This window comes from Nitrosomonas ureae, from assembly GCF_900108305.1.
Classification (GTDB): domain Bacteria; phylum Pseudomonadota; class Gammaproteobacteria; order Burkholderiales; family Nitrosomonadaceae; genus Nitrosomonas; species Nitrosomonas ureae_B.
In genome coordinates, this window is the sequence record NZ_FNUX01000012.1 from 85,511 (window position 1) to 97,925 (window position 12,415).

Below are 12,415 nucleotides of genomic sequence, written 5' to 3' on the forward strand. Positions count from 1 at the left end.
CCTTAATAATCGCGCCAATTTATAAAATTCTGGCGCAAAGTTTGAACCACACGATCACCTACTCCACGATCGCCATAGACGGGTGGAAACTGCTGATGACCCAAGCTTTTTTGCGAACATATCTTGTCCCGAATTACTATAGGAGAGAAACCAGTCAGCACATTGGCACCCGCTTTAATCGTTTCGGGCCGTTCGGTGTTATTTCGCACCGTCACGCACGGGACGCCAAAAATGTAGGCTTCTTCCTGTATGCAGCCACTGTCCGTAATGATGAGCGATGCAAATTTCTCATAAGAAAGCGATGTAAAGGGATCAACCGGATCAATCACCGTTATGCGCGACAAAAGATCAAAGCTGAGTTCATAATTTTTCATAGCCGCCCGTGTCCGCGGATGCATGGGAAAAATCATTGCATCAAACTCATCCACCAATGCGTTGAGGGCTGTAAAAACATCAACCATTCTTGTGCGGCTGTCGGTAAATTCCTTGCGATGCAGGGTAATGTATGCATACGCATCGGTACGCGGCTTAACCAATTCGGCAGAAAAGTCATGAATTAAATCTACCGTGGTATTGCCGACATTGAAAATCCGGCCACGCAAATCCTGAATTTTATCTAAATATTCAGTATGATATTGCGTATAGGTAAACAAATAATGCGCTGCACTATCGACCATGATGCGGTTGCGTTCTTCGACCATGCGATTATCATAAGCCCGCAGACCCGCCTCGACATGCGCTAATCCAACATCAGAATAAACAGCAGCAACGGCACCCACAATTGATGCCGCAGTGTCCCCGTTGACCAGGATCAGATCAATTTGCTGCGTGCGAATGATTTTACATACCCAATCAATTGCCGCCCCAATACTGTAAGGGCGGGGATAGATAAAATCCGGCATATAACCCATTTTGGCAAATACCACCTCACGGAGCAGCGGATCCTGATGCTGATTGGTATGCAGAACGACAAAATCCAGATTTGCTTCGCGCAGAGCCTTGACGATGGCATAATTTTTCATGACCTCGGGACGAGTGCCAATGACAATCCCGATTTTCATCGCTCTAGAATGGCTTTGGCAAATGTTTCGGCGACAATCTGATTGCCCCGCTCATTGAAATGAACGGAATCCACGTAGCAGTCGCGACTTAATCCATCAATCGGTGTGTAATGAATTCTTTTATTTTCGGTTGAAATTTTCCTGATTGCATCATTATATCGATTACGCCGTTCTACCGCTTCTTTGCGGAAGAATATATGGCCATCGGGAAAAATGGGAGGGATTTCACCGCAAAATATAGCCTTGTATTTCTTGATCAAAAATGCTCGAACAATCTGCCGGTAATATTCTTCAAAAAGCTCCAGGGGTGTTTCATTTCCCACATCGTTGGTACCTATGAGCACGCATACCTGATAAGTATCGCTGATGAATTCAATTTCATTACTGAGCAGAAACCATAAATCCCGGGCTGTATATCCATTAACGCTTCGATTAATCGTACGCCATTGATAAGGCGTTTGCTGAGTGAGCATTTGAGCCAGATATAACGGATAGCATCCATAAGTCCGCGCACCAAAGGTTTGGCTATCCCCAATGCACAGCAGATTCTGATAATGCATATTACATTTTCCCTAATTATCGAATACCTACCATGACTGCAATGGACTTAATTGTCGAGGGGCATCTGGAAAAATGATGACGAGATGAGTGCATGAGCCTGGCACCCGCCTTTCTCTGGAAGGGAGAAGTTTCTTGATTTTTGAGTGAATAGGCATGAATTTGTTTTCATTAATTTTCTTTTTAGGAAGCACTGATTAATTGGCTGCACGAGCGGATCACTTCGTTGCACGGTACTCGCGCCTTCGCCTATCTCGTTGATATGTCTCAGTTGCTGCGTTCCGGGCGCCTCGTGCTTCATCTCGTTCGCCGAATTAATCAGCGCTTCCTTTACTTCGCAGGATTCTTCCGGTCACAATAAATTACATTAATAAATAAACAGCGATTAAATTATTTTCCGAATCCGGACATGCCGGATTTTACTTTACTTATCAGTTCTTCGATACCGGCACTTAAAACACTGATGCTGTGCCACGCTAGCTATGGATAGTATTCAGATTTTAGCAAAATTAAAAATACCCCATTGTTTGATCACATTTATCAACCATGCCGGATCATCCAGCGGCAGATCATGTCCCGCCGATTCATGTTGCGCGTAATCTGCACCCCAAGCTTGTGCCAGTTTCAGACTGCAACGATAATCCACCAGACGATCAGCCCGGCTGGTTACAACAAGTAGCGGTTGTTGCGGTTTTGTGGAAATGGAAAACTTTACGGCAGCAAAGAACTGATTTCTGGCGCTTGCCCTGGATACCGGACATTGCTGTTGCCACTGCTGCCATAATTTCAGCAGTGTGTTGTCATGTTGATGACGGTTTGAAGTCAACCTCAGAATATCCGCTTCCTTTTGCGCTGCGGACTGAAGAATCATGCGCAGGATTTGCGGATAAGCCGTCCAGCGCAGACGATGATAAAATGGCGACAATGGTCTTGCGCTGGTGTTGATCAGCACCGCAGCCTCAACTTCATCGGGGTAGCGTGTCATCCAGTCAATCGCAATCATTCCACCCATTGAAAGCGAAATCAGCCTCAGTGGTTGACCGCTGCCTATTTGCTGACGCAATGTCTCGGTCATCCCGGCGATGGTTTCCGGACTGGTTGCATGATAGCGCAGACCATTGCCCGGAATATCGGGCGTGCTGATAATGGCATCAGGAAAGTGTTGTTGCAGATCGGTAATAAAACTCCCCCAATGCCTGGCTTCCCGCAATAACCCGCGTATCAGCACAAAATGCTCACAGCCTTTCATGCATACCAATGCGTTAGCGCCTGCTGTTCCAGTTCCTTCGCATCACTGCTATTGATCCAGCTTTGATACGAGAGTGTGGCATGCAGCAAGAATTCCATCAGAATCAGATGACTTCTTAGCACCCGGCTAAGTCGATGCGGCTTGATCGGATGATACAGGCCAAGTAATTGACGCAGTTGTAGCGGATTCTTGCGAATCCAGCGCCATGAGCCCATTTCCAGCGTCAATGGCAGAAACACATTATCATTTTCGAGTGACTTCATATATAAAAAATCCCATAAATCGCCATGTACCAGATAATGTTGCGATTGCGGCTCAAACAGATAATCCTGATGGGGATAGGTCTGCATAAACAGTTTGCGCAAATAGCACACTTCCTTTAAATGTTTGATCGGTTCCAGCCTGCTTCGGGCATAAGGAAACCAGATCTGGTTCCGAAAACCGAAGCCGGAATGGCAGTCGAGCGCCAGGCTGAACGGTGCCGGCAAAACTTCTTTTGCGATAAAATCACACAATGCCTGCGCTTCGGGTTGCATCGAATCATTCGCTTTTCCACGATACCACGGCAGAACAGAAGAAATCCGATGCCCTCCGGCAAGTAAAATGGTTTTTTCCTGACTATCCACCGGCGCATTGCGCATTAAATCGACCCCTTGGCCATTCGCGCGGGTTTTATTCAGCATCCCGATCGGATTAACAATAGGCAAAAAATGAATGCGCACCCGCTGCAGAATCTCAGCCAATACCCGATCCCACTTCAGGCGTTCCAGCAGACCCTCGAGAAAAGCAATGACCACTTGCGTGCCGATGCGCTCCAAACCGTGAACACCGGCAACATACGTTATACACGGCACATCCGGAGCGCGATTACCGAGGGTCAGTGCGTATACTGGCAGCTCATCATTGTCATGCGACACCCGGCAAAGTATTTGGCTGTGCAAATACATCGCATTGTCTTCTTGCAAAATGGCTTCAACTTGTTCCAACTCTGGAAATGATTGTTTAATCATGAATGGAGTGCGCATCTCTTATGGATTGAGTGCCAGCAGAATCTTGACACGACAAAAGATAAATCTTACTTGAATCCTTTCCTTCGCTGCAAAGAATCAACACAAAAATAATTCTGCCTTTCTTTTTTCACAAAGAATTCATCAATATTTCATAAATGCTTCAAGGAAGCTTAACAATACCGCTTTATGCTGTGCACCATCACTCATTCACTTAAAAGGTACTTATGATCAAGCATCAGACTCCTATCAAGGTGAGAAGCGTTTGGATTTCCGATGTGCATCTCGGATTTCGCGGTTGTCAGGCGGAAGCCCTGCTGCATTTTCTGCATTCGGTTGAAACCGACTATCTCTATTTGGTTGGGGATATCGTCGATTTCTGGAGTCTCAAGAAAAGCCCGTTCTGGCCTCAGCATCATACCAACGTGATTTTCTCCATTCTGGGCAAGGCCAAGCATGGCACCAAAGTAATTTATGTGCCGGGCAATCACGATGAAGCTTTGCGCGATTGCGCCGGGCATGTATTCGGTAATGTGGAAATTCACCAGGATTATGTGCACACCACAACCGATGGCAAGAAGTTACTCGTCATGCACGGCGATGAGTTTGACATGATTGTAAGAAATAGCCGCTGGCTCGCCAAGCTGGGCAATATCGCCTACGACACCTTGCTCGATCTCAACCACTATATCAATGGCTTGCGTAAGTTCCTGGGTTACTCTTATTGGTCTCTTGCAGCCTATCTGAAGTTAAAGGTAAAAAATGCGGTCAGTTATATCAGCAGCTTTGAAGATGCGCTGGCGCATCTGGCCAAGGATCGCGGTGTTGATGGAATAGTGTGCGGTCACATTCATCATGCCGAATTGCGGGAGATCAATTCGGTGTTGTACTGCAACGATGGTGACTGGGTAGAAAGCTGTTCCACCCTGCTGGAACATCTCGATGGATCCTTGGAACTGGTTTTCTGGTCCGAGCGATTTGAGCAATACAAAAACCACCTGGAAGAAGAATTGCTGGCTGGCAAAAATGCAGCTTAAATCCATTTGAACCGCTCACCGCACTCAAAAACTGTTTTAAGCCTGGATGGCGGCGGCAGTCATCTGCTCATTCAACTCGGCGTCCTGGCATGCCTTGAAAATGATACCGGCACATCGACCTACGACTTATTCGATCTGATTGCCGGATCGTCGTCAGGCGGATTGATGACTTGTTTGATCTTGGGACATCGCTGGAGCGCACATCGCATCATTGAGAAAGTGCTGCATGAGAAATTACTGGAAAAAATGATGACAGAGCACCGCTTCAGCCGTTTGATGAGTAAACTGCAAATCCGCCCCAAGTATCGAGGCATTCCCAAAAAACTGACGTTGCAAAAGGAATTGGGCAATCTAAAACTGTCATCGCTCGACAAGCAACTATTCATTCCCTGTTTCAATCTCAACCAGGATCAACTGGAAATTTTCACCAATGACAGTCAACCGGATTTTTTGTTAAGCGAAATCGCCGATGCGTGCACTGCTGCCCCTTCGTATTATCCGCCGGTACTATTGCAAGATGGCGGTTGGCGCATCGATGGCGGTATCGGCATGAATAACCCCGGTCTAAGCGCGTATCTTTATGCCCAGAAATGCTGGAATCAAAACCCAATCAAAATGCTATCCATTGGATCCGGCTGGCGCAGCTTCATAGTCAACGGTACGAAGGCCTGCAAATACGGTGGCCTGCAATGGTCAACGCAAGGCATCGCTTCGATCATCCTCAGGGAAAAAATGTTGGCCAATGTCAGAACGACCACGGAAATTTTAGGTAACCAAGTGCTGTACATCAATCATTACCTGAAAGACTATGACATGCCTGATCAGATGGATTCAGCCAACAATAAAATTGTCCAGAAAAAAGCTCTGGACATTGGGAAACACTGGTATGTCCTGCACCGGGAGCAGATTCATCAATGGCTGAAAAACCAATAACTGTCAATAACTTATCCACTGACAACCGCAGGATCGATCCACGCCAGACCCGCACAATTCATACCAGCGTCAACTGTCACAAAACAACCAAAAAACAGTCATTGTACTGTCATAGTCAGCCGCTAGACTGCACAGCGTTCTATTGAATAATTCATGATACTGAATCCAATGCGAAAGACTCATCCATATCACAAACGACCATGAAAATATTTTACGGAATCCAGGGAACGGGAAACGGCCATATTACACGCGGAAGGATTATGGCCAGGGAACTGCATGCCGCCAATCTGGAAGTTACTTACCAACTCAGCGGCAGACCACGGGACAAATTTTTTGATATGGAAGTTTTCAATGGTCATCAATGGCGCCAAGGATTAACTTTCGTTACGGAAAAAGGAAAAATTAATCATTTAAAAACCGTGTGGCATTCAAAGCCCTTACGCTTTTTTAACGATATTAGGGAACTGGATTTGAGCAGTTATGATTTGGTCATCTGTGACTATGAGCCGGTCACCGCTTGGGCTGCACGGCGGCAAAACAAAAAAACCATTGGAATCAGCCACCAATACGCGTTTCATTACAACATACCCCGTGCTGGAAATGATCCGGTCTCTGAAGCCATTATGCAAAATTTCGCCCCGGTCGATACCCGCATAGGGCTACATTGGCACCATTTCCATCAGCCCCTGTTACCACCTGTCATCGAAACGCCTTATGTGCCGCAACAAATTCAGAAAAACAAAATCATTGTCTATTTGCCTTTTGAAGATCAGCAGCAAGTCATGTCAATATTAGCGCCTTTCAAGTCATTTGATTTCTTTCTGTACTCCCCTGAGGTTATTCCTTCCGTGCATGCGCATATCCACTGCAATCCCTTATCGTTGCAAGGCTTTCAGAAAGATTTATCGGATTGCGCAGGCATTATTTGCAATGCGGGGTTTGAGTTAGCCAGCGAATCACTGCAGCTCGGCAAGAAAATTCTGGTCAAACCTCTGCATGCGCAAATGGAACAAGCTTCAAATGCTCTGGCTTTGCAAACATTAGGTTATGGGCGAATGATGCCTATCATGGATGCAGCAATCATTGAACAATGGTTACATGAGACCCGCGCCATCCGCGTAATTTTCCCCAATACAGCCAGACATTTGGTGCAATGGATCAAGGACGGTATGCCACAGATCAATCAATCATGGTGCAATCGGATTTGGTCCGAAGTCAAGGTCATTCCCGTTGAAATATCATAAATTCCAGACGACTTGAATTCACTACACTTATGAACGCCAATCTCCTGTTTGAACCTAATCAATTGATTATAAAAATACCTTCACCGGAAAAGATTTTGATTATTTACAACCCGATATCCAGCGCCGGCAACACGGAAGCACTCGCGAATAAGCTGGATGAGGAATTAGCGTTTCACGGAAAAATTGTTGAAGTATTAACATCCGAGAAAAAAACCAAGGGCTATACCCGCATCACAGAAAAAATTGCCGCCAATGATCTGATCGTGATCGTAGGCGGAGATGGAACCATCAGAAAGCTGCTGGATTTGATTAATAAAACGAACACGCCTATTTACGCCATCCCGGGTGGCAACGAATCATTATTCGCACGCTCTTACGAAATGACGACCAAGACCGATGATTTGATTCAAGCAATCAATTCAGGAACATGCCTGCAGCAATTTTATGGCCTGATCAGCGGTAAAGGAATTAAGGGCGGCAAGCCTTTTTTCCATATGGCCTCGATGGGGCTGGATTCGCTGACCGTCAAAAATATCGGTAAGCGCAAAGGCCCTCTGAATGATTCAATTTATATCTGGCATGGACTCAAAGCCTTGTGCTCCTTGCATCATCCCACTGTCTCAGCGAGCGTTGACGGCCAGCCCGTCATTGATCACGAATCCGGATACGTGATCGTCGCCAATAACTCAGCTTACGCCAAGAACTTACAACTCGTTCCCGCTGCCAACCCTTCCAGGAGCGAGCTAATTCTCGGCTTTTTACCCGGAGCACGACACCAGCACGAGCTGGTTAAAGCAATGAAAATTCTGCAACGTAAACCCGCAAAACTACCCATGCGGTATTTCTCAGGAAAAAATATTTCCTGCACACTGCATGAGAAATCCTATCCATTACAAGTCGATGGCGATTATTTCCGCAATCGCGATATTGAAGCTGAAAGAACAATCGAGTTTAGCGCCAGTCCAAAGCCCATAAGGGTATTGATTCCACCTTTTTTCAGTACCAGTTGCCTCTCAAACTGAATCAAGGGCGTCCATATATGCCTTCAACTGAAATTCTCGATTCGGGTTAGTAAGTTCATTCCCCACCCCGGGAGGTGAAAAGTGAACTTACTGCTCCAAAATTTTTATCTATCCTTAACTTCCGATCACTCCGCCATCATCCTTAGTAATCACTATCACCGAAGAACGGGGTTTCGACGCGGATGACCCTGTAAATGTCGTCGGCCCATTGTAACCATTATCTGGCCACGTGGAATTATCGGTGAAGCCGATCTTCCAATCTTCGCCTGGGTGCTGAATGCCCACAAACATCGTTTTACCATCAGGCGTGGTAATAACACCGGTTACCTCGCTATTGGGCGGGCTGGCAAGAAAACGCCTGGTTTCACCGGTGAATGAGTCTGCGCACATCATCACATTACCGCCGATGTTCACCCAATCTCCACTGGCATCACCTGCCTGATCCGTCTGAATCCACAAACGTCCCTCCTTATCGAACCACAAACCGTCAGGCGCACCATAATCATCCCCATTGATACTGCCCACGTAACCATCATGACCGGCAGAATCATAGCTGCTGCCCAAACTTTTGGCGTTAGCCTTGTCACCGCATTGCGCAAAGATATCCCATTTAAAGGTAGTGGCAGTCACGCGCCTTTTATCTTCCCGCCAACGGATAATCTGACCGAAATCATTATCAGGACGCGGGTTCGCAGCATCCACCGGCGGATTGGCGCTACCTGCGCTACTGGTTCCATCAATATTATTGCCCGAGACAGGTGTATTGCCACGACGGCTATTGTTGGTAAGCGTCATGTAGATGTCGCCGGTGATAGGATGAACAGCGCCCCATTCAGGACGATCCATCATGGTGGCCCCCAGGCGATCGGCTGCCTGACGCGTCTTGATGAGCACTTCCGCCTGATCGGCAAAACCATTCTTCCGCGTCAATCCATTCTTGCCCCATATCAGGGGCAGCCATTGACCGCTACCATCGGCATTAAATTTTGCTACATACAATGTGCCGCGATCCAGCATATTCCGATTCCCGGAACGGTCTTTTCGATTAAACTTTTTGTCGCAAACAAACTTATAAATATATTCATTTCTTTCATCATCCCCCATGTAGAAAGCAACATGATCCTTATGATCGATCACAACCTGCGCGCTCTCATGCTTCATTCTGCCCATGGCAGTGCGTTTGATCGGGGTGCTCTTCGGATCCCACGGATCGATCTCCACTACCCATCCAAAACGATTCGGTTCGTTGGGATGCAAATCTGCACGGAAACGTTCGTCAACTTCGTGCCAGCGATAGCCGAAACCGCCTTTAACCACGCCGTACCGAAGTTGACTCTGAATAATTCTAAGCGTGCGTTCTGGATCCGGTTCTCCCGCCATCTCTCCGGTTTCATTGGAAAAATAACCATTCCAGTTTTCTTCGCAAGTCAGATAAGTACCCCAGGGCGTATATCCATGAGCACAATTGTTAAGCGTCCCGAGAACCCTGGTACCGTGAGGATCGGCCGCCGTTTTCATTAACTCGTGCCCGGCGGCGGGACCACTGATCTTGCACAATGTATTTCCCGTGATACGACGATTTAAACGCGACTGCCGATTAACTCGCCACTGGTGATGTTCCTTATCAATCGTAACAATATTGATGCCATGAGCAGCTTGTTGAGCGCGAACCATATCGAGCGTGATCGCAGCTGTGGCGTAATTGGCTGCGGGAACAATATTATTCACCAAAGGAGGGTCACAATATTCACTATTGGTAACCAATAATCCACGTTTATTGCCAAATGGCCCGGGGAAAGGAAAATAGTGCATACCGTCCGTGTGTGCGCCATAGCAATGCAATTGGGTTGTTTCATCCATAGCACTTGCCGTATCCCAGTGAGATTCAGACGTCAAGGAATCCCCCCATGAAACTAAGATTCTGGCTGAATAACCTGTCGGCACAGTCACGCCATCCGTCATAGGTATCGTATTGGCGCTGACCGATGTAAATCCGATTGTTCCAAGGGGGTCCAGGCTGCGTGACACTCCGGTGCCATTTAATACTTCCCCAATCGCCGCAGTACTGAGTACGGATAAAGCGGTCACGGTCGCTGTAGCACCCGCAGAAACCACAAGAAAATCACGTCGCGTAAGTTTCTGTTGCTCAACGATCTCTTGCAGCGTGCTGTTACCACTGTCATTACTGGTAACATCGCTAGGATTAAGTTTTCCATCCGGATGAAGTTTGCTGCTCATATCTTGTTCTCCTCGCATTTTTAAAGGTATCAGAAATACCTTTCACTTTAATCCTCAGAAGTGACAGCCCTATAACAGTCAAATTAAGAGTTAGTGACAAATGAATTACATGTTGAGAACTTGAGCAGATCAAGTAAAACCGGAAGCCTAGTTTGGAGTTATCCCCTTAGAACGGACACATTATGTTCAGTTTAAATGAGAAGAAATATTGATCTGGTTTAATGAAACCGGACAGTCCAGTTAAGAGAAAATAGCTTAATTGGAGGAAGAAAATGACAGCAAGAAAGCAATACACAAAGGAATTCAAATTAGATGCAGTCGGTCTGGTATTGGATCAGGGCCATACGACATCGGAAGTATCTCGAAGCCTGGAAATCAGTGCAATATGCTGATGAGGTGGATCAGGGAATACCAGGCGGATGAAGCTGATCAGTCATTCCGGAGTAATGGGAAACTGACCCCGGAGCAGGAAGAAATTCGGCAGTTGAAGGCGCATATTTATGAAATGAAGGGTTTCGATCTTTAAGACGAACATAGGCCGCAACATTTGATTGAGCTAAATCTGGTCTATCGATATGATTTAAATATAGATCGTCGTCGTAAAAACAAGAAGAATCAGATTCAAGTTCGATGCCTGAGGGCGTACGTTGCAATCAGAGCTGTTCGGAGCAACTGGGTTCAATTCACAGCGCCCAAAGCGAGTACCACATCGTCTAGTATGGGCTGTCAGCAATTTTTCATCAGCAATCAAAATAAATTCTAATTTGCTGTAGCTCACAAATCAACGATATCCACTATAACCGAAGCCGGTTTGTGAAAACGTTTTGTACTGGGCGAATCGTATCCAATCATCAAGTGTTTCTTGTCAAACAAAGCAATCGCTTCAGCATGATCAGCCCCTGCTTCAACCTGCTTCCAGGTTGAGCCTAGGCATTGTTGCACAAGCACATATTCTGAACGCCAGATAAACTTCTCTTCATCGTCACTCATTTTTCCAAATGCCTTGCGCGCTGCTTTCCATCGAAAAATTAATGGTGGTGAGTCAAGACCTGTAGTTGGGCCGGCAAGAATTAAAAGATCATCGCCATCCCAGCACAAATCACGAATCCCATGCCCAGCCAGATCCAAAAAATGGCGACGATATTTAAGCCCAGTGGGGCCAATTTTTGTCAGTTGCAACTGATCTGCTTTCGTATCAGGTGAATCAATCCGCTCCGGCGCTAATTCAAGAACAATTGCAATTCCTCGTAGCACTGGCCCGCGCATTCCTACAAGCACTCTTCCATTGCGCGCACATGCTAAGCCCTCAATATCAATGCCATTGTCCTTGCCAGGAATTCCATCATTTTTGTCACAAAAACGAGTGAATAGCGTATCGCGTCTAATCTCATCCAGCAGTTCACTTGTGGTTGCATCACATCTAAGCTGAGCTGCACGTGTGTTGTTATCCCCCTCACTCAGAGAAAGTCGGAACTGCTTATTTTTGTTTTTATGCAGGAACACGCAACCTAGAAAAAATCGATTTGCATCTGGTTCCACTTTACCGAGTAGTTCCAAATTCTTCTTTGTATCAAACGTTGCCTTCGCCCTGCCACGCTTCAGACTATGCGATCCAACCATCCATAAGAGCTGATTTGTACAGTCAAAATCCATTCCTTCAAGATCAATTTCCATTATCTGGTTTGTCTGTTCTTGCAGTGGTGGAATTGGCAAATCAAACCAACCACTCAAATTGATCAATTCTTTGAGCTTAAAGCTAGTGCCGTCATCAGATTCTTTAAGTCTGGCTAGATCGACCCCTTCATCGCCTGCTGCAAAAATAGAATCCCCTAAACGTACAAACGCTGACAGAGATTTCGATATTCCTCCCCCTTCTTTCTCAAATTCGAGCTTGATTTCTTTCATTGATTCACTCCAGTAAAAATTTACTTAACGTACAAGGCAGCCTTCGCGACTAGGCTTTTAGTGTCATGAACCGCCCCGATTTTTCCGGAGACTCGTTAGTTTGAGTCAAGCTGTGATGCCTGACACTTTCAGTTGCGAATAATACGCTCTTTCCAACTCTG

General features: G+C 46.3%; 10 protein-coding genes and 1 pseudogene. 5 read left to right on the plus strand and 6 right to left on the minus strand.

Features of this window, described 5'->3' with window-relative positions; translation table 11 throughout:
* Positions 1 to 2: 2 nt before the first annotated feature.
* From wecB to C4S39_RS08465, 4 genes are all read right to left on the minus strand, one after another.
* Entirely contained in the window at positions 3 to 1,061 is a 1,059-nt protein-coding gene (gene wecB / locus C4S39_RS08445; protein WP_103966582.1) for a non-hydrolyzing UDP-N-acetylglucosamine 2-epimerase, read from the minus strand.
* On the minus strand, positions 1,058 to 1,621 hold the full coding sequence (locus C4S39_RS08450; RefSeq protein ID WP_103966583.1) for an SGNH/GDSL hydrolase family protein: 564 nt from the start codon (positions 1,619 to 1,621) through the stop codon (positions 1,058 to 1,060). Before C4S39_RS08450 ends, wecB begins: the two co-directional genes overlap by 4 nt.
* Before the next feature lie 491 nt (positions 1,622 to 2,112).
* Positions 2,113 to 2,868 (minus strand): alpha/beta fold hydrolase, encoded by a 756-nt coding sequence (locus tag C4S39_RS08460; protein ID WP_103966585.1) that lies wholly within the window; start codon positions 2,866 to 2,868, stop codon positions 2,113 to 2,115.
* A complete protein-coding gene (locus C4S39_RS08465; protein WP_258039360.1) occupies positions 2,865 to 3,878 on the minus strand; it encodes a M14 family zinc carboxypeptidase in 1,014 nt (337 codons plus the stop codon). Before C4S39_RS08465 ends, C4S39_RS08460 begins: the two co-directional genes overlap by 4 nt.
* Positions 3,879 to 4,102: 224 nt before the next feature.
* Between C4S39_RS08465 and C4S39_RS08470 the strand changes: the two genes are divergently transcribed.
* From C4S39_RS08470 to C4S39_RS08485, 4 genes are all read left to right on the plus strand, one after another.
* Positions 4,103 to 4,912, plus strand: a complete 810-nt coding sequence (locus tag C4S39_RS08470) for a UDP-2,3-diacylglucosamine diphosphatase (RefSeq protein WP_103966587.1) — start codon at positions 4,103 to 4,105, stop codon at positions 4,910 to 4,912.
* Positions 4,913 to 4,918: 6 nt separating this feature from the next.
* Positions 4,919 to 5,845, plus strand: a complete 927-nt coding sequence (locus C4S39_RS08475; RefSeq protein ID WP_103966588.1) for a patatin-like phospholipase family protein — start codon at positions 4,919 to 4,921, stop codon at positions 5,843 to 5,845.
* A 200-nt stretch (positions 5,846 to 6,045) separates the two neighbouring features.
* Entirely contained in the window at positions 6,046 to 7,089 is a 1,044-nt protein-coding gene (locus C4S39_RS08480; RefSeq protein WP_103966589.1) for an MJ1255/VC2487 family glycosyltransferase, read from the plus strand.
* 29 nt (positions 7,090 to 7,118) lie between these two features.
* Positions 7,119 to 8,111 carry a diacylglycerol/lipid kinase family protein gene (locus tag C4S39_RS08485; protein WP_103966590.1) on the plus strand — a complete coding sequence of 331 codons (993 nt, stop codon included), beginning with the start codon at positions 7,119 to 7,121 and terminating at the stop codon, positions 8,109 to 8,111.
* A gap of 114 nt (positions 8,112 to 8,225) precedes the next feature.
* Here C4S39_RS08485 and C4S39_RS08490 read toward each other — a convergent pair whose 3' ends face one another.
* The gene (locus C4S39_RS08490; RefSeq protein WP_103966591.1) at positions 8,226 to 10,349 is read right to left on the minus strand and encodes a PhoX family protein; all 2,124 of its coding nucleotides are present in this window, start codon (positions 10,347 to 10,349) and stop codon (positions 8,226 to 8,228) included.
* A 272-nt stretch (positions 10,350 to 10,621) separates the two neighbouring features.
* On the opposite strand from C4S39_RS08490, the pseudogene C4S39_RS08495 reads away from it, so the two are divergent.
* Positions 10,622 to 10,860: pseudogene (locus C4S39_RS08495) on the plus strand (transposase); the annotation flags it as partial.
* A 263-nt stretch (positions 10,861 to 11,123) separates the two neighbouring features.
* On the opposite strand, the gene C4S39_RS08500 reads toward C4S39_RS08495, so the two are convergent.
* On the minus strand, positions 11,124 to 12,254 hold the full coding sequence (locus C4S39_RS08500) for a DUF3616 domain-containing protein (protein WP_103966592.1): 1,131 nt from the start codon (positions 12,252 to 12,254) through the stop codon (positions 11,124 to 11,126).
* Positions 12,255 to 12,415: the final 161 nt, after the last annotated feature.

What these genes read in the sequence shown, in the direction of transcription:
- wecB (WP_103966582.1), bottom strand. Translation starts at nt 1,061, where the DNA reads ATGAAAATCGGGATTGTCATTGGCACTCGTCCCGAGGTCATGAAAAAT.
- C4S39_RS08470 (WP_103966587.1), top strand. Translation starts at nt 4,103, where the DNA reads ATGATCAAGCATCAGACTCCTATCAAGGTGAGAAGCGTTTGGATTTCC.
- C4S39_RS08485 (WP_103966590.1), top strand. Translation starts at nt 7,119, where the DNA reads ATGAACGCCAATCTCCTGTTTGAACCTAATCAATTGATTATAAAAATA.
- C4S39_RS08450 (WP_103966583.1), bottom strand. Translation starts at nt 1,621, where the DNA reads ATGCATTATCAGAATCTGCTGTGCATTGGGGATAGCCAAACCTTTGGT.
- C4S39_RS08490 (WP_103966591.1), bottom strand. Translation starts at nt 10,349, where the DNA reads ATGAGCAGCAAACTTCATCCGGATGGAAAACTTAATCCTAGCGATGTT.
- C4S39_RS08460 (WP_103966585.1), bottom strand. Translation starts at nt 2,868, where the DNA reads ATGAAAGGCTGTGAGCATTTTGTGCTGATACGCGGGTTATTGCGGGAA.
- C4S39_RS08500 (WP_103966592.1), bottom strand. Translation starts at nt 12,254, where the DNA reads ATGAAAGAAATCAAGCTCGAATTTGAGAAAGAAGGGGGAGGAATATCG.
- C4S39_RS08465 (WP_258039360.1), bottom strand. Translation starts at nt 3,878, where the DNA reads ATGATTAAACAATCATTTCCAGAGTTGGAACAAGTTGAAGCCATTTTG.
- C4S39_RS08480 (WP_103966589.1), top strand. Translation starts at nt 6,046, where the DNA reads ATGAAAATATTTTACGGAATCCAGGGAACGGGAAACGGCCATATTACA.